The organism is Halomonas sp., from assembly GCF_029263665.1.
Classification (GTDB): domain Bacteria; phylum Pseudomonadota; class Gammaproteobacteria; order Pseudomonadales; family Halomonadaceae; genus Halomonas.
Genome location: NZ_JAJUFQ010000038.1, coordinates 1 through 18108, shown reverse-complemented (window position 1 = coordinate 18108; position 18108 = coordinate 1). Strand labels below are relative to the sequence as shown.

The 18108-nt window shown below is 59.1% G+C and carries 13 protein-coding genes; 5 read left to right on the top strand and 8 right to left on the bottom strand.

Annotated features, from left to right (window positions below):
- The 4 genes from Q1K07_RS20760 to Q1K07_RS20745 all read left to right on the top strand — a co-directional run.
- Window positions 1-576, top strand: a 576-nt coding sequence (locus Q1K07_RS20760; RefSeq protein WP_300315698.1) for an aldehyde dehydrogenase family protein, incomplete at its 5' end; no start/stop codon positions are given.
- A gap of 97 nt (window positions 577-673) precedes the next feature.
- A complete protein-coding gene (locus Q1K07_RS20755) occupies window positions 674-1558 on the top strand; it encodes an NAD(P)-dependent oxidoreductase (protein ID WP_300315695.1) in 885 nt (294 codons plus the stop codon).
- A gap of 368 nt (window positions 1559-1926) precedes the next feature.
- Window positions 1927-2700 (top strand): trimeric intracellular cation channel family protein, encoded by a 774-nt coding sequence (locus Q1K07_RS20750; protein ID WP_300315706.1) that lies wholly within the window; start codon window positions 1927-1929, stop codon window positions 2698-2700.
- 38 nt (window positions 2701-2738) lie between these two features.
- The gene (locus Q1K07_RS20745) at window positions 2739-3926 is read left to right on the top strand and encodes a DUF3541 domain-containing protein (protein WP_300315693.1); all 1188 of its coding nucleotides are present in this window, start codon (window positions 2739-2741) and stop codon (window positions 3924-3926) included.
- Here the strand turns inward: Q1K07_RS20745 and Q1K07_RS20740 are convergent.
- The 5 genes from Q1K07_RS20740 to nhaD form a co-directional block, all read right to left on the bottom strand.
- Window positions 3844-4644, bottom strand: a complete 801-nt coding sequence (locus Q1K07_RS20740) for a GNAT family N-acyltransferase (RefSeq protein WP_300315690.1) — start codon at window positions 4642-4644, stop codon at window positions 3844-3846. The two genes, Q1K07_RS20745 and Q1K07_RS20740, sit on opposite strands and share 83 nt — an antisense overlap.
- A gap of 183 nt (window positions 4645-4827) precedes the next feature.
- Window positions 4828-7680, bottom strand: a complete 2853-nt coding sequence (locus tag Q1K07_RS20735; protein ID WP_366945100.1) for an EAL domain-containing protein — start codon at window positions 7678-7680, stop codon at window positions 4828-4830.
- A complete protein-coding gene (locus Q1K07_RS20730; RefSeq protein ID WP_300315688.1) occupies window positions 7680-8897 on the bottom strand; it encodes a hypothetical protein in 1218 nt (405 codons plus the stop codon). Before Q1K07_RS20730 ends, Q1K07_RS20735 begins: the two co-directional genes overlap by 1 nt.
- Window positions 8866-9405 carry a hypothetical protein gene (locus Q1K07_RS20725; RefSeq protein ID WP_300315685.1) on the bottom strand — a complete coding sequence of 180 codons (540 nt, stop codon included), beginning with the start codon at window positions 9403-9405 and terminating at the stop codon, window positions 8866-8868. The genes Q1K07_RS20730 and Q1K07_RS20725 overlap by 32 nt, the downstream gene beginning before the upstream one ends.
- A 233-nt stretch (window positions 9406-9638) precedes the next feature.
- Entirely contained in the window at window positions 9639-11060 is a 1422-nt protein-coding gene (nhaD, locus tag Q1K07_RS20720) for a sodium:proton antiporter NhaD (protein WP_300315701.1), read from the bottom strand.
- Window positions 11061-11448: 388 nt separating this feature from the next.
- Between nhaD and Q1K07_RS20715 the strand changes: the two genes are divergently transcribed.
- The gene (locus Q1K07_RS20715; protein WP_300315682.1) at window positions 11449-12162 is read left to right on the top strand and encodes a DUF3581 family protein; all 714 of its coding nucleotides are present in this window, start codon (window positions 11449-11451) and stop codon (window positions 12160-12162) included.
- A 26-nt stretch (window positions 12163-12188) separates the two neighbouring features.
- Here Q1K07_RS20715 and chrA read toward each other — a convergent pair whose 3' ends face one another.
- The 3 genes from chrA to Q1K07_RS20700 form a co-directional block, all read right to left on the bottom strand.
- Window positions 12189-13415, bottom strand: a complete 1227-nt coding sequence (gene chrA, locus Q1K07_RS20710; RefSeq protein WP_300315679.1) for a chromate efflux transporter — start codon at window positions 13413-13415, stop codon at window positions 12189-12191.
- A 61-nt stretch (window positions 13416-13476) separates the two neighbouring features.
- Window positions 13477-15600, bottom strand: coding sequence for an exodeoxyribonuclease V subunit alpha (recD, locus tag Q1K07_RS20705; RefSeq protein WP_300315676.1), 2124 nt, complete (start codon window positions 15598-15600; stop codon window positions 13477-13479).
- Window positions 15597-18108: 3'-5' exonuclease (locus Q1K07_RS20700; RefSeq protein WP_300315672.1), on the bottom strand; the 2512-nt coding region annotated here is incomplete at its 5' end. The genes recD and Q1K07_RS20700, both read right to left, overlap by 4 nt.

The following is an 18108-nucleotide window of genomic DNA, read 5'->3' as shown; positions in this document are numbered from 1 at the left end:
CTGGTGGAAGCCTCGATTCATGACGACGTGGTGGCACAGCTCAAGACGCGCTTCGAGGCTCTGCGCTGCGATGTCGGCGAGCGGGATCCCGACTGCGGCCCGCTGATCAACGCCCGACAGCAGGACAAGGTGGTGGCGCTGATCGACGCTGCCGTAAAGGACGGCATCACTGTTGCGGCCAAGGGGCAATTGGCGGATGACGCTCCGCGAGAGGGACACTTCGTTGTGCCGCATTTGTTGACGGATGTTCCGGAAGGGCATGTGGTCAGTCGCGAGGAACTGTTTGGTCCCGTACTGGTGGTCCAGGCCTTTGCGGATGAAGCTGATGCCATTCGCCTGGCCAATGCGACGGATTTTGGTCTCTGTGCAGGTGTCTGGACCCGGGATGGTGGGCGTCAGTTGCGCCTGGCCAAGGCCATCCGCTGTGGGCAGGTATTCGTCAACAACTACGGCGCTGCCGGTGGTGTCGAATTGCCCTTTGGTGGTGTCGGCCGCTCAGGTCATGGGCGCGAGAAGGGCTTCGAAGGGCTCAGGAGCTATACCCGAATCAAGACAGTCGCGATTCGTCACGGCTGATGCCCTTGAGCTGGCCGCGGGATGGCTGCCAGAGACTTGTGGCAGTCATCGTCGTTTGACCTTCAGGCATTGAACCAGACTTTTCCAAGGAGAGATCATGCAGTCACAACGACATGTCGGTCTGATTGGTGTTGGCCTGATGGGCCACGGTATCGCCCAGAGCTTGTTGCGGGCTGGCCACCGGCTGAGTTTTCTGGAGCATCCCGGTAATCAACCTTGCGATGACCTGATGGCAGTGGGCGCCAGTGCCGAGAGTCGTCCATGCGATGTGGCCAGGGCGGCCGATGTGGTGATTCTATGTGTCACCGGAACGCCTCAGGTGGAAGCGGTGCTGTTCGATACCGGTGGCGTGCTTGAAGGCCTGCGTCCCGGGCAGGTCATCATCGACTGTTCCACGGCAATTCCGGCTTCCACCCAGGCAATTGCCCAACGTGTGGAAGCCGCAGGTGGCCGCTTCATGGATGCCGCCATGACACGTACGCCCAAGGAAGCGGCTGAAGGGAAATTGAACCTGATCGTGGGTGCCCCGGATGCACTGTTCGAGGAAGTGCGGCCTCTGCTGGAAAGCTTCTCTGAACACATCACGCATGGCGGCCCGGTCGGGTCAGGACATACGCTCAAGTTGCTGCACAACTTCGTATCTCTGGGCTTCACCAGTGTATTGGCTGAAGTCGTCGCGGCTTCCCGGCGGGCGGATATCGCTGACAACGTACTGCTCGACGTGCTGGGCAATGGTGGTGGCGGGGGCGTGGTGCTGGAGCGCATGCGGCCGTTCATCAGCGACAATGACCCATCGGGGTTTCGCTTCAGTCTGTCGAATACACTCAAGGATGTGGGTTATTACCAGCAGATGTCCGCGGATCTGGGAGCCTCGAAGGAAGTAGCCGATGCCATTGTCTCGCTCTATCAGCAGGTGGTGGATGCCGGGCATGGCGAGCGCCTGGTGCCGGAGCTGATTGCATTGCTGGCCGAGAAGACCTGATCATCGCCTGCCGACTTTTCGTGCCAAGCCTGTGCCTGCACGCCAGTCCCTGCTGCCCATTTCTTCTCCACCCCTTACCGTTCCATCTCTTGCCGCGTCATCCAGTCTGCTGTTCGCGGCAGCAAGGATGGCGCGGCACGCTGCCTTGGTCGATCAAGAATGCGCTATCAAGATCAGGGAGTATCAAGAATAGTTTGGGTCCTTCGCGTTTCTGGGGCGACCTTGGTCGAAAGTCATCCTGCATGGGAGCAGGATGAGGTTATCCTGCTCATTCGTGCATAACATGCTGATTTGTGTAGGTCGTCAGCGGGTGTCACTGGGCAGCGGATGGAGTTGTCGTGGACAGCATACTTGTCTATTGGCTGGATATGGCGGGAACCGTGGTCTTTTCCCTGTCGGGGGTACTGCTGGCATGCCGTTCGCGCATGGATCCCATTGGCATGCTGATACTGGCTGCCGTGACGGCAATTGGCGGTGGCACGGTCAGGGATCTGGTGCTGGGTGTCCGGCCGGTGTTCTGGATCACTGATCCGACCTATATCTGGGTGGTGCTGGCGACCGTCGTCGGTTCGCTGATTGGCTTTCGTTATATCCATCGTCTCGATCGCCGTATCCTGCCTGTAGCAGATGCCTTTGGCCTTGCCCTGTTTGTCGTGATCGGTGCCAACAAGGCGTTGTTGATGGGCATGCCGGGCGTCGTGGCAGTGTCCATGGGGCTGTTCACGGGGGTTGTCGGTGGTGTGATTCGTGACGTGCTTGCCCGGCGTGTGCCCATGGTGCTGTGTCGAGAGATCTACGCCACGGCAGCAATCGCAGGCGGCATGGTCTATGTGCTGTTGATCAACCTTGGCGTTGGCTCCCTGGCCATTGTGCTGTCGTTGGTGACGACCCTGGGCTTACGCCTGGCAGCGATCTACTGGAATCTGGCGTTGCCGCTGTTCGCCTGGGTGGTGATTGAGCCACAGCTTCCTCGGCAGTTGGAGACGGGAGAGGCAACAGAACCTGATATTGATGCAGCAGCGGCCAATGTCGTTCAAACATCGGCTCCTCCCGCTTCCCGTCCCAAGCTGAGAGTGAGAATGGTATCCCGCAGGAAAGCGCGCAGCCTGTGGCCGGATAATGATGAAGACACCTCCCGCTAGGGCATGTCCGACATAGGATCAGTCCAGGAGTCATGACAATGAAAATCAAGGGGCGGTCATCAGCCAGGCTCATCCTGCTTTTTACCCTGTGTTTCAGTGCTGTACAGGGGATGGCAGTTGCCGAGCAGGCAACGGGGCAAGCCAAGGTTACTGATGTTGCATCCACGCTGGCTGTCAGCGAAGCAACTGCGCCTCTGGACCCGCAGCTTCAGGCCAGCGGCAGTGCACAAAAGTCCTACGATTACGCACGAATTGCCGCTGAAATACGCCATGTCTATGAAGACGATCTGGATCAGCTTTCCAAGGACAAGCAACGCCATTATGTCCAGCGCCTATGGCGTTTGGCCGGAGAGTCGCAGTATCTGCCGCTCAATCGCGAATATGGAGAGAGCCTGCTGGCAGATCTGGCCAGTGATGCGCAACTGGTGAAGGACCCTGCTCTTGTAGCACAGCGTAATCAGGAGCTGTACGAGGACTTTCCCACTGACTCTGCCAGGGATCGTCGGCGCAAGGAGATGTTTGCCCAGCGTACAGACATGATGCTGCCCCGGCGTTTGCTGTTCCGCCTGGCTCAGGCCCAGTACCACGATATTCTGCCGATGATTCCCGAAGAAACCCGCGAGTCGCTGAATGCTGCCGTCATGGCGGTGGACTGGCGTAGCTTCCTGACAGACCCCGAGGTGATATCGGTGTATGCCGCGCAGGTCGCCAATCAGGTGGCCTTCCTCTATCACCTTGGCCTGATGGACCTGCGTGAAGAGGTGTTGGGAGCCTTTCAGGAACAATACTCGCCGGAGCGTGTCGCCAAGCTCGATGAGGATGAGTACAGCAACTGGCTGTATGGACTCACCCACATCATCATTGCTCGCAGTCGTTACTATCAGCAGTTGGTCCCTGAAGATCAGGTCGAGTGGATACTGAAGGACTTCGAACGCGAAGCTCCGTCCCTGATCGGCCGAGCCAAGGAGGATATCCTGGCGGAAGTGGCGCTGTGTTTTCTACTCACTGGTAATGAAGATCACCCATTGGTCGAGCAGATCCGCGCACACCTTGCCGATGCCAGGGATCCGGTTTCCGGGATCATTCCTTCCACCACGGATGATGTCGATCTGGAGTTCGGTGAGCATCGTAATGTACTGGCGATCATGGTATTTGGCTGGGGGACTGAGCTAACGCCAGGGCCTGATCTGAGCAGGAGTGTGGATCTTTCTGCCTTTCACCCGTAACACTGGCGCGGGCTTGTAGCTGGTCAGCCAGGAGGCCTCGGATGTACTGGTACAGTTCGTCGAGCTCCTGGTGCATCTCCTGTTCCGCTTGAACATGATCAATGTAGTAAGCATGGCGTATGCCGTAGTAATGAATACCTTCGCTGGCGGTGTGAAAGCGGAACCCGGATTGTGCCAGCAGACGTGGCAGCCTGGGTTCCATCAATGCATAGATGTTGCGGCGATGGGTCAGGCCCGCCAGGGCGGAGCTGCTCAGGAACAGGCCAATCATGACCAAGGGAAAGGTGACCGCCCGCTTGCGGAAGGAAGGCGCGACGGCCAGCCGCGAGATTTCACAGATAGTCGTGCTGGGAAAGAGGCTTGGGTGGAGTTCTGGCCGGGTGAATTGCGGGCCGGCAACGTGGATCACCGGGATGTGGTTGTCCTGATCCGGGTGAGGGATGACAAGGCGCATGCAGCCAGCCAACTGTCCGCTTTCGCGGTGCTCGATCATGCAGTGCAGAGCGTGCTGATCAAACTCATCACTTTCCAGGCGTTTCTCTGGATCTTCCGGCAAGTTGCAGTGCATCTCGCCGAGATAGATTTGATGGCGCAATGCATAGACACGTTGTCGGTCATGATCACTTTCGGCTAGAGAACAGCGGAATTCCTTGGCAAAGCGTTTGCACAACTGCTCACCCTTGATGTGCCTCTCTTCGGCGCTCGTATGTTGTGACATGGATGGGGTGTCCCTGGTGTTTATTCGCTAGTTTTATAAATGTTGAACCTTACAATCGTAAGGCTGCTGTCTATTTATTTCCTGTTTTCATCCATCTCTGTGGTAATCCGCTTCCTGGGCGAGGCCTGAAGTGGCTGGCCGTAGCTTGACTGGCCGTAGTTTGACTGGCTGTAGCTTGACTGGTTAAAGCTTGACAGGGTCGAAACCGAAAGCCTCTTCCATGGGCACAGGTAGGCCGAGATGGAAGCCCTGTCCGTACTCGATTCCGTAGGAAGTCAGCAAGGGAATCAGTGCTTCATGATCGACGTACTCGGCAATGGCCTGTTTGCCGAATCCGGAGGCAATATCCGCCACTGCCTTGACGATCACTCGGCTGTCGGAACTGACCGCCAGGCTACGGATGAATGACCCATCGATCTTGATGTAGTCCACGGGTAACTGACCCAGGTAATGGAAACTCGAGAATCCGACACCAAAATCGTCCAGAGCGGTATGGCAGCCCAGGTCACGCATGCTCTGCAGTACGCCGCGTGCGGTAGAAAAGTCGGTAATCGCCGCGGTTTCCGTTACTTCCAGAATCAGATGGTGAGGATCGGCATCATATTCAGCGAGCTCGTCGGCGAGGAACTGATTGAGGCCTTCGTCATGCAGTGACTGCCCCGAAAGGTTGACCGCCAGGCTGATGCCTTTCAGGTGTGCCAGAGCCTGTACGCAGCGATGCAGCACCCAGCGATCGATGGCAATGATCTGGCCACTGTGCTCGGCAAGCGGAATGAAGCGTGAGGGGGGAATAAGGCGATCGCCATCGCGCATTCGCAACAGTACTTCATAGTGGCGGATGCTATGGCCCTTCATATGCACGATGGGTTGCACCATCAGTACGAAATCATCGTCGTCCAGCGCACGACGAATGCGCTCGGACCAGTAGACACGCTCATTGAGCTCGTCGCGGGCATTGGCCAGTGCTGACAGTAAATGCCAGCGTTGCAGCGGATTCTCCTTGGCCTTGTACATGGCCATGTCGGCGCTTGCCATCAGATCTGCAGGTGTCGTGCCGTGGGTAGGGAACTGCACAATGCCGATGCTGGCAGAGATACGATGGCGATGGCCTTCAGCCACAAAGCTCAAGCTGTCCAGCAGTTGATTGAGGTGCTTGGCGACACTGATGGTCTGGTCGCTGTCGACGCCTGTCAGCAGCAGAGCAAATTCATCGCCTCCAAGCCGGGCCACGGTACCACGATGGGTGTATTCCTGCTGCAGCAGTCGGGCAACCTCATGCAGCATGCGATCCCCTGCATGGTGACCACTCAGCTCGTTGACTTCCTTGAACTGGTCCAGGTCGAACAGCAGCACAGCGCCATGATGGCCCTGGGCCAGAGCCTTGTTGAGCGCTTCCTGAAAGAAGCGCCGGTTATACAGCTCCGTCAATGGATCACGTTCCGCCAACCAGGTCAGGCGGGCCTCGGCTGCCTTGCGCTCGGTGATATCCAGGCCGACAGAGATGCGTGCCTGGGAGTTTTCGTTGTCACGAGGGAAAGGGCTGTGATGCCAGATGATGGTATGGCATTCGCCACTGGGAATGACCAGTTCCCGCTCTTCATAACGCAGTCCAGTAATGTTGGAGGAGGGTTGTGCCTTGCCTTCATCAGGGAAGACGTCATCGAAGCGTCGGCCAAGCAGTGTTGAAGCGGGGGTCTGCAGTTTCTCTTCGAGGTGGGCATTGACCAGGTTGATACGTCCTTCATCATCCAGCGTCACGATGAAGACCTGAGCTGTGTCAATCAGGCTGCTGATGAAGTCGCGCTCTCGAGCCAGTTCGTTGACCCTCTGGGCCAGCTCGTCACCACGTATCTGGACTTCCTGCTGAAGAAGGTCAAGCTGGTTGGCCAGGGACAGGGTACTGTGCTCCAGGATATCGATTTCGTCAGGCAGCAGTTTGTTCTTGGGGGATAATGCCGCGCGTACCTGATCGAACCCGCCGCTGGCCAAAGGGGGGAGAACGGCCGCTATGCGCCGTAACCGGGCCATGGGATTGAGCAGTATGGCCAGCAGCAGCAACTCTGCTGATAGCCAGCCAAACAGGCTGGCCAGCATCAGCGTGCGGGTGTCGAGGCGGATGGCGTTGATCTGTGCCGTGACATCCGAGACCAGGAGAAAATAGGCGCTTGTTGCGTTGCTTGATGATGCGCGGGCTGGTTGAGGGAGGATGGGTATGGCGGATATTTCCAGTTCCCGGCCACTGTGGGTCAAGCGCCAAGGTGTGGTTTCCAGGTTCCGCAATGAAATCTTGGTGGCTGCCTGGTGCAGGATGGGCATGCTGACATCTTGATTGGTCACTGCGATTACCCAAGCGTTCCAGGAATCGATGTGCCTCTCGGGCTGTGCATCCACGGGGCCACGAGTATGATTGACGATCAGCGCGGTTTCGCTGCTCGATAATTCCTTGGCCTGGCGAGTGACATAAGCCAGGGAACTGGATATCACGAGACTGCCGACGCTGCCACCATCACCCAGTATGGGGACCGCTGCATAGTGGAAGCACTGTGGGGTACAGCGCAGTGTCGACAGCGGCCTTTCCTGGCCCATGACCTGGGCCGTCCAGGCACGAAAGTCCTTTTCATCCTCAAGGGTTGGCGCTCCCTGCTTGAACAACAGGTGGTTGGATGAATCGTAAACACGGATTTCCTCGATACCGGATTCCAGCTGCAGTGTAGGCCACTGTGACGACAGGGCTGCGTCTACTGCCAAGGCATCAGAGGCTTCCAGGGCCTGGCCAAGCTGGGGTGCGGCGGCGACGACACCGGCAAGTTGCTTCAGACTGGTTTCTGCCCGTGACAGGGCAAAGTGCAGTTCACGTCGATGTTGCTCTACCTGCTCCTGGCGGTCGCTATCGAGCTGCTTGTTCATGTTCGCCCAGGACAGATAAGTGATCAGGACTGCCAAGGCGACAAGGAGCAGACTGGACAGCATGACCACTCGCCAGGTCAGGCTGGGGCGAGGGCGCCGGGGAGCATCATGATCCTTGGCCATGTTCATCAGAACCTCAGCGACAGCTGCATCAGCCACATGTTCCAGATCTGTTCGGTCTGAGATGCGTCGGGGTTATCCTGTAGTGACAACCATCCCGTACCGTCAACGTGATGGTATTCACCTGACAACATCACATTGGGATGAGGTGTCCACTGCACGCCAAAGGTCAGGTCATCGGCATATTGAGAATAAGCCGGGCCGAGGCCTGCAGCCTCGTACTTGTGACCGTTGGGGTCGTTGCGGTTATGGACGAGCGTGTCGTAACGCACCAGCCATTGCCAGTCATCCAGAAAGCGACGGGTGTACTGCACGTACCAGCTTTCCCCTGTCTGGCTGATGTCATCGAAGGCATTGAAGCCACTCGTTTCTACTCTGCGCAGAGCATATTCGCCTGTCAGACTCCAGCGCTCTGCGTTGTACTGGGCGGAGAGAACCAATGGCTGAAAGGTGAATTCACCATCACCAGGAAAGTCGCCTGGAGATTCATACTTTTCGTGCACGGAGGCGGCGCTCACCGCCAGTACGATGCGTCCGCCGTCATGCTCGTAGCGAACCTGGCCAATGACCGAAAGGTCCCCTTCCAGAGAGCCTGGAAGGCCGTCCAGCCCAAGGCTACTTTCTGCGTCGTCGCCGGCCTGGGATCTGCCGACACCAAACTGGCTGTGCAGCAGTCCACCATTATCAAGGCGTGCTTCGTGGTATAGGCTCACACCATCGCCTGACATGGCGACGGAGCGTGTACGGTCAAAGTAGATGGACTGAGGAAGCAGAATGCTGGGGCGTGTGAAGGCCACGTCCCTGGTCTGGTTGTAGAAGCCGAGGGGATTCTTGAAACGACCAAGCTGGATGCCAAAGGTCTGGTCTGCGGTGGACAGCATCTGCCAGTCGATGATGCCGTAGTCGAGTGTCGGCGAGCCATCATCGTCTTTGCCTGCGCGGCGGCTCAGTGCCTGGGCGGCGATCAGCAGGTTCTTGGTTGGGCGCAAGGAAGCGTTGAAGCCGAGTTCCGTGTAATCCCAGCTGCCATTGCCATCGCTGCTGGAGCCATAGAAATTGTTGTGATCGGTAACGATATAGGCCTGGCTGAGGAAGCCATGCAACTGCAGCGAGTTCAAAGCATTGGTATCCGTTGCCATGGATGGCGAGACGCCAAGTGCAGAGATTGCTGCGGCGAGGATGCAGCCTGCGGCACTACTCCACATTGATGACTTGGACGCTTTCATCCAGGTACTCCCTGTTGATGTAACCAATAGCGCCTGGTGTGGATGACACCGCAGCCACCATTTGCCGCTGTGTACGGACACGGTGGGGCGCTTGACCTGTTCCGGAAAAGACCATGCGGTCCCAGGCCAGTTGTAGTTGATGTGGGTAAACGGACAGCCATTCCTTGGCAAACGCCGCATGAGTGGGTGAGTCATTGGGCAATACGAAGACCTGAGCTGCATTGCCATCTGGCCAGGTACGCTGGCGCATGGCAAACAGCGCGCGCAGTGTGTCACGGTCGAGCCGGCGTGAGGTGACGCCGGGATGGGCAATGACCAATATGTCCTGTCGCGAATTCACCTGGGCGACGGCGGGTGTGCTTCCGAGACAGGTTGCCAGATAGGCCAAGCCAGCGACGAAAAGTCCTTGCAAGGCTGCTCGCCGCAATAGATTGGGTCCTCCTCTCTCGGAGAGGCCGGATGTGTACTGCTTCCACATTTGCGCCAGGAGCGACGACTGCCAGGCCATAGTGACTCCACTTCTCCACTGAGCCGGGGCTTATGGGCCTTGCCCGGATAGGGAGAGGTTCCCTGCTGCAGAGTTGTTCTTGGTGGTTGCGTTGTTTTAGTGATTTAAAGATTAGTCTATACCACATCTTTACAAGGTAAATATCTAATAAAACGACATAATCTTCAAAAAAGACGGCGAAAAAATGGCTGACGCTGGCGAAAAGCCAGCGTCAGAGGGGGGAGCAGCGGGGATCAGGGGAGAGTGAAGCTGGCCTGGTTCAGCCACAAATGCGTAGCCACGCTGGCGGCATAGCCGAGTGCAATGACAGGTGTCCAGCGCAAGTGGCCCATGAAAGTGTAATAGCCACGAGCCTGCCCCATCAGGGCCACGCCGGCAGCAGAGCCAATGGATAGCAAACTGCCGCCAACACCCGCGGTGAGTGTGATCAGCAGCCAGTGGCCATGCGACATGTCGGGCTCCATGGTCAGCACGGCAAACATGACGGGAATGTTATCGATGACGGCCGACATGATGCCCAGGGCGATATTGGCCCAGGTTGCGTTCCACTGGGTATACATGACATCGGACAACAGCCCCAGATAGCCCATGAAGCCAAGTCCGCCGACGCACATGACAACACCATAGAAGAACAGCAAGGTGTCCCACTCGGCACGGGCGATACGATTGAAGACGTCGAAAGGCACGACGCTGCCCAACTGCTCCAGCTTCCGCCAGTCGCCTCGTTGAGTGTACTGGGTACGCTTGCGGTCCAGGGACCGTGGCAGGCTCTTGCGCAGGTAGTAACCAAAGAACTGCAGGTAACCGAGGCCGGTCATCATGCCCAGCACCGGTGGCAGATGCAGTAGAGTGTGGCAGGCAACGGCCGTGGCGACAGTCAGCAGGAACAGCAGAATGATGCGCCTTGCACCGCGCTTGAGTTCCACGGCCTCATCCAGGCTTTCAGGCGTGCGTTTGGGAATGAACAGCGTCATGGCCAGCGCCGGGACCAGGAAGTTGACCAATGATGGCACCAGCAGCTCGAAGAACTCCTGGAACTGGACCAGGCCCGCTTGCCATACCATCAATGTGGTGATGTCGCCGAAGGGGCTGAAGGCGCCGCCAGCATTGGCGGCAACGACGATATTGATGCAGGCCAGGTTGATGAACTTGCGGTCGCCCTCGGCCACCTTGGTGACCACGGCACACATCAGCAAGGCGGTCGTCAGGTTATCGGCGACAGGCGAGATGATGAATGCCAACCCGCCGGTCAGCCAGAACAGGCTGCGATAGCTGAAGCCTTTCTGCACCATCCAGGCGCGCAGCCCATCGAATACCTGGCGTTCATCCATGGCGTTGATGTAGGTCATGGCGACCAGCAGGAACAGCATCAACTCCGAGAATTCCAGCAAGGTGGCATGGAAGGCATGCTCCGCCTCATCCGGCAGGCCTGATTGCACATAGACCCAACCAATCAGTGCCCAGATGATGCCGGCAGCCACCAGGACCGGCTTGGACTTGCGCATGTGCAGTTTTTCTTCCGCCATGACCAAGCCATAGGCCACCACGAAAACGGCCACGGCAAGGAAGCCTGTCGTGGAGCCTGTCAGGTTCAGTTCACCGGTAACGGCATGACTGGCCCCACTGAACCCTAGCAATAGTAGCGCGGTAGCCATGAGGGCTGGCCATTGACAGGAATATGTCATCCTGAGGTCTGGACGTTCAGGTGTCGCGTTGTTGGTTATCATGACGACGAGTCCCGAGAGTAAGTGTATGGAAAAGGTGAGAAATCGAGATTGAGCCTAGCACAGGCTTTTGCGCCGCAATATGCGGCAAAAGGTGGGGGAGGACACCTGGCTCAATGTTCATCTGAAGGGCGCCGATGAGAGGTGTGAGGCGAAGGCAAAAGTGCAAAGCAAAGTACGCTGAATAAGGCAATACACCCATTGTGCGTCGCTCGGTCACGCCATTTGCCTGCTCAGAGGGCATGTTCTATGGCATTATGCGGGTTCGGGGGAGCAGGAACGTTCTCCTTCTCTCATGATCCAGCCAGGCGTTTGTCACATGTTTCTCGACGAATTTCACTGCTGTGTCGACGATCGCATTCTGATTTCGGCCGACCAGGCAAGCCGCTTTGCCAAGCGCATCGCGGGTGATTTCAACCCCATTCATACCCCGGGGGCACGGCGTTTTTGCGTACCTGGCGACCTGTTGTTCGCCCTGGTGCTATCGCGTTTCGGGTTGTCCCAGCATATGAGTTTTCGTTTCCTGGCCATGGTGGGAGCAGACCGCTCACTGACCTTTGCTTCAAGTGACGATGGTGTGATTCGCGTCTTCGATGACGAAGGCAAATGCTATCTCGAAGTGGTGCGTCGCGGTGAGACCACTCATGACGCCAGCGTGATCGAAGCCTTCACACGTTGCTATGTAGCATTCTCGGGCAAGAATTTTCCTCACTATCTCAAGCCGCTGATGCAGCAGCATGGCGTGATGTTCAATCCCAAGCGCCCGCTGGTGATCTACGACAGCATGGGCTTTTCGCTGGACAGGCTCGATGCATTGCAACCCGAGCTGCAGCTTCGCGACTCCGAGCTTGCCGTGCTTGGCAAACGGGGGGATGTCAGCCTGGAATTTGGCATCAAAGCCGACGGCGAGGCCATCGGTGTCGGTTCCAAGAAACTCGTGGTCAGTGGCTTGTGTGCCTATGATGCCGAGGCAATGGACGATATCGTCAGTGAGTTCTATCGCCTCAAGGCGGCTCACACGGCCTCTGCCTGAATCCTCGGGGCCAGGCTTGAGAACACTCAGATCAGCCCCTGGACCAGTGCGATGCCCAGGCACAACAGCACGACAGTCCAGGGTGGCAGGCGCCAGGCCACGAGCATGACGAACCCGATGACGACGATGGACAGGTCGCTCATGGAGGTCACGGCGGTTTTCCACACTGGGTCGTAGAGCGCCGCCCCCAACAGGCCGACGACTGCCGCATTGGCTCCATGCATGGCGGCCTGTAGACCGCGACGGGTACGGAGTTGTTGCCATAGTGGCAGCAACCCTATTACCAGCAGTGATCCCGGCAGGAAAATCGCGATCAGTGCCACCAGGCCGAGCAACAGACTACCATCTCCTGCCTCGGTGCCCAGGTAGGCCGCAAAGGTGAATAATGGCCCGGGCACTGCCTGTGCCGCACCATATCCCGCCAGAAAGGCATCCTGTGTCACCCAGCCTGGCCCGACTGTCTCGGTTTCCAACAGTGGCAGCACGACGTGGCCGCCGCCAAATACCAGAGCGCCGGCTCGGAAGGCCGCATCTGCCAGCCCCAGTCCCAGATGCTGACTCACCAGAGTCAGCAGCGGCAGCCCTGCCAATAGCACGACAAACAGGCTCAACGACAGGACCGGCAACCAGGATGGAAGCGGGACGCCAAACACCACCTGGAGGTCCTTGTCGGCAGAATCGCCACCTTGCTGCTCATTACGCCACAGCCCCCACCCGATCAGGGCACCACTCGCGATGGCAATGACCTGACCAAATACCGTTGCCCCAATGTGATCTGCCATGGCGATCAGTACGATGGCCAGGGCTGCAATGGAAGCCCGAATGGCATCGGGGCAAAGACTGCGCGCCATGCCCAGCACGGCCTGGGCCACGATCACCACTGCTACCAGCTTGAGGCCATGTATCAGCGACTCGCCAAGAGGCCCGCCCATGGCGGAAGCTCCGAGAGCAAACAGCATCATGGCCAAGGCGGAAGGTAGGGTGAAAGCCAACCAGGCGGCCAGTGCTCCCTTGAGCCCTCCGCGCATCAAGCCGATGGATAGCCCTACCTGGCTGCTTGTCGGCCCGGGAAGGAACTGACATAGCACTACCAGGTCGGCATAACTACTTTCACTCAACCATCCTCGGCGAGCGACGAAAGCTTGGCGAAAATAGCCCAGATGAGCCACGGGGCCACCGAAGGAGGTCAGCCCCAACAGCAGGAAGACGCGGAAAATTTCACGCGAGGATGAATACGAGGAAGAGGTCGTCATGTAGCGTCATCTGCTGGGGTTCATGGAATCGTTAGTTCATGGAGCTGTCATCCTGGCGCGTTCATATGACAAGGTCATGATCCCAATTCAGGCCACTGGCGCGTATCACTCGACGGGTGATGGCCTGGTCGAGGATGCCGTGCCCGTTTTCCACCAGTGTCAGCCAGTGTCGGGCTCGGGTGATGCCGGTGTAGACCAGTTCTCGGGTCAGGATGGGGTTGGGGGCATTCGGCAGAACCAGGGCAGTGTGCTCGAACTCCGAGCCTTGTGATTTATGCACGGTCATGGCGAAAACGGTTTCGACATCGCGCAGGCGGGCGGGCAGAACCCAGCGAATGCGGTCACTGCCATCCGTCGCCGGAAAGGCAACTCGGAGCGTAGTACCTCGGGCATGCTCCGGGTCAGGGAGGGCCAGGGTGATGCCGATATCGCCATTCATCAGGCCAAGGCCATAGTCATTACGCGTGATCAGGACAGGCCGGCCGGGATACCAGGTTTCCTCCGACACTTCGGCGGTCCAGCCCGGCAACCAGCCGCTGCGAGAAAGGGCTTGGCGAATCCGGGCATTGAGCCCTTCCACTCCCCATGGCCCCCGGCGCAATGCACACAGCAACTGGAAACTGCCATGGGCCTGGAGCACACGCCTGGCCCAGTCATCCCACACCTGATTGCTGTCACCGACATGAGCATCGCTATCCGTGGCCGGTGTTCCGGCTGCCTGATGTGCAGGGCGTGTCCGGACCATGACATCCAGATAATGACGATAGCCTTTTGCCGCACTACCTGCCTGGTGAACCGACCCCTCGACCACCAGTTGTTCAAGGCGTTTCCCCGTGGTTGCATCATCGGCGGACAGTGACAGACCGATCAGATCCGGGAAGCCTTGGTTGAGAATGTGCCGTGCGGCATCAGGGGTGCCGGCATTGACGGCCTTGGCCAGTTGTCCAATGCCGCTGGAAGCGTCAAAGCGATGACTGACACGCAGCATCATCACGACCTGGTCCAGGTTGAGGCCATCGGCATCGATGACATCATCCGGCAGGCTCTGGCCGGTAGCGGTGCGAAGCCAGGCAGCAGTTTCGGGGAGATAATGTCCGCCTTCGGCGCGGCGACACAAGTCGCCCAGCACGGCTCCGGCTTCCACTGAGGCCAACTGGTCCTTGTCGCCGAGCAGTACCAAGCGAGCCTGGTGCGGCAAGGCCTTGAGCAACGCTGCCATCATTTCCACATCGACCATGGAGGCTTCGTCCACCACCAGCATGTCGAGTGCCAGAGGCGACTGTGCGTTGTGCTGCAGGCGTCGAGTGTCCGGGCGTGAACCCAGTAGGCGGTGCAACGTGACGACCTCGCTGGGGATGGCATCCCGCAATCGCTGAGGGTCTTCGCTGAGGCCATCCAGCATCAGGTTTTCCACCTGGGCGGCAATGGAAGCATTGAGTCGGGCCGCTGCCTTGCCGGTAGGCGCTGCCAGGCGAATGCGCAGGGCTCGACCGGTTTGCTTGAGAGCATGGCTCTGCAGAAGAGCCAGCAGCTTGACGACCGTGGTGGTCTTGCCGGTACCGGGGCCGCCAGTGATGACGGCGAATGGCGAGCGGGCAGCGAGGGCACAGGCCTGGCGTTGCCAATCGATGTCTGTGGCGCGGGGGAACAGTGCATCCAGGGGCGCGGCAAAGTCATCAGGATTCGATGCTGCCGTGTCGAGACGGGCAGTGATGCTCTGACGAATATCCTGCTCATGCTGCCAGTAGCGGCGCAGGTACAGGCGTGTCGTGATGTCGGTGGCATGCCCGATGTGCTCTGCGACGAGTGGCGTCACTCCGTGGCCATGGCCGACCAGTTCCGGATGTGCCAGGGCTGCGGCCCATTCGTCCGGGCTCAGCCCGGCCAGTACTTGGCTTGGCAGTGGGGGCAGGTCCTCCAGCCCATCGCCCTCCGGTGGCAAGGACAGGGCCAAGTCAGGCACGTTCAATGTCTCGGCCAGGTCGAGGCACAGATGGCCCCGGCCCAGTTGATGGCTGGTGAGTGCCGCCGCCAGCAGCAGCAGCGGTGAGGCATCGGGACACTCCTGAACAAGGAACTCTGCAAACGTCCGGTCCAGTTCCTTGAGCCAGCCGCGTGTCACCCAGCGATCGAGCAGGGCAAGTAACGTGCCGCGATCGCTCAGGGCGGGGTGATGCTGGCTCATGAGCGATGTTCTCCTTTGGCTGTGGGCGTTTCGTTTATCGCTGAAGGCTCTTTTTTAGCTGAAGGCTCTTCATTGGCTGATGGCTCTTCATTGGCTGAAGGCTCTCCTCGAAACAGTTCATCCAATGCAGTGATGAAGGCCGGTGTTGGACATTCGGCGTGAACGCCGCGGCTGCTGGCGGTGATGCCACGCAGGAACACGTAGACGGCACCTCCAAGGTGCTGCTGACTATCGTAGCCGGGCAGTCGTGCAGTTAGCAGGCGATGCAAGGCCAGCAGGTAAAGGGCGTATTGGACATCGTAGCGCTTGCTCAGGACGGCATTGCGCATGGCATCGGCATGGTAGGCTGAGTCGTCATCGCCCAGGTAGTTCGACTTCCAGTCCACCACGTAGAAGCGCCCATGGTGCTCCACCACCAGATCAATGAACCCCTTGAGCATGCCGTTCAGGGTATCGGCTTCCAGGCGTGGTCGAGGGTGACCGGGCAACAGGTTGGCACTGACCAGGTCATCCAGGCGCCGGGTATCGACGTTGTGGCTGGCAAGCCAGAACTCCAGTTCGACCTGGTAGCCATGGATATCCTCCAGTGCCAGAGGGGGCGCCGTGGGAAGAGGCAGTGGGGTCGAGACAAGCTGGGTCAACCACTGGCACAGGGGAGAGGCCCAGTCTTCCCACCCGCGCAGGCGGGTGCGGCGCTGGATCATGTCGGTCAAGCGTTGCTCTTCGACGGCACAGGCAAATCCCTGTTCGCCGGCCCATTCGAGCAGGCCGTGCAGGAAAGTGCCTGCGGCGGGCCCGCGGGGAAAGCGGTGCAGGCTGGTGGCTGGAGAGGCTGCGGGGAGCATGGCGCTGCCCTTGTCATCCGGTTCGAAGGCCAGCTCGCGGACATTGGCTTCCAGTGCGGTGGTTGGCTCAGCATGTTTCCGGGACTCGTTGTCCTGTGGGATATCGCCAGTGGACTCGATCGCCTGGAACGCCGTATCGATGCTGTCGTCCAGCATCAAGCTGTGCTGAGCGGTGGAGGTAGAGCTACGCAAGCTGCCGAGCTGAAGGGCGGAATAGCTGGCAATCCACCAGTGCTCCCTGGCTGCCCGTCGCGGGGTGCGGGCAGGTTCAAGCACTACGTTGTCAGTGTCTGATGTGAGCCGGGTGGCATCGGCTTCCGGCAAGGCTGTCAGGGCAATGGAGGCTTCTCCGGCAGCCAGGCGTGACAGCATCGTCTCCAGATTGTCCGGCCCCAGGGCTTCGCCGCCACCCAGCAGATAACCGATGGCGCTGCGCTCGAGTTGTGGCAGCGGGGCCAGCCCGAGCCAGCAGGCATGGCGTGCCCGGGTCAAGGCCACGTACAGCTTGCGCAGATCCTCGGCCAGGCGTTCCCGGTCAGCGTGCTCGAGAATCTCGTCGCTGGCCTGCAGGGCCAGTCGCTTGTGCTGGCCGTCGTGCCACCACAATGGGACATCGGTCTTTTTCTGTTCCCTGAAACTGGCGATGAAGGGCAGGAACACCAGGGGATATTCCAGCCCCTTGGACTTGTGGATGGTCACGACCTGCACCAGGTCGGCATCGCTTTCCAGGCGTAAGCGGTGACGATCATCCCGCGCGGGGTCTGCCTGGCGGCCCTCGGCCAGGTAGCGGATCAGTGCATGCTCGCCATCCAGCTCCTGGCTGGCTTGTTGAAGCAACTCCCCTAAGTGCAGTAGATCGGTGAGATGGCGCTCGCCGCCATCCTGGTCGGCCAGCAGGCGTGCCGCGACATTGAAGTCGCCCAGCAGGCGACGCAACATCGGCAGGACCCCCTGACGCCGCCAACGCTGGCGATAGTCTCGGAACTGCAGAACTCGACGTTCCCAGGCCAGGTCATCCTGCTCCCGCGCACTGGACAATGCATCCAGCTCATCCAGGCGCAGTCCCAGGCTGGGGGTGGCCAATGCGGCGCGCAAGGCCATGCCATCGTCCGGATGGCTGACGGCACGCAACCAGGTTTCGATTTCCACGGCGGCTGGCGTCGCGAAGACACCGTCCTTGTCCGACAGGTAGACACTCTTTATTCCCCGCCGTGACAGGGCCTGGCGAATGGCGCGTGCCTCGCTGCCGTTATTGACCAGTACCGCCAGCTCGCCCGGTGTCAACGCCCGCAACTCAGCATGCTTGTCTGTTGGAGAGTCAGTTGTAGAAGAGTCGGTTGTGGAAGAGCTGAAGCCGGTACGTCCTTCGCGGGCGCCGACCAGCAGCCTGGCCATGTAGCTGGCACACGCTTCGGCCATGATCTTGCGATAACTGCCCTTGGATACGCTGTCTTCGCTGTCCTGATGCCACAGCGTCAGGGCAGACAATGGTGCGCCATTGTCGACCAGAGTTTCGTCGCGTCCATGGGCGGCCACGGGTACGAAGGGCAAGGGGTTATCGCTGCCTTGCCGGAACAGGAATGCACCACGGGAATAGTTTTCGGCCTGTGCGAAACAGTGGTTGACAGCGCTGACCATGGCCTGAGTAGAACGGAAGTTCCTG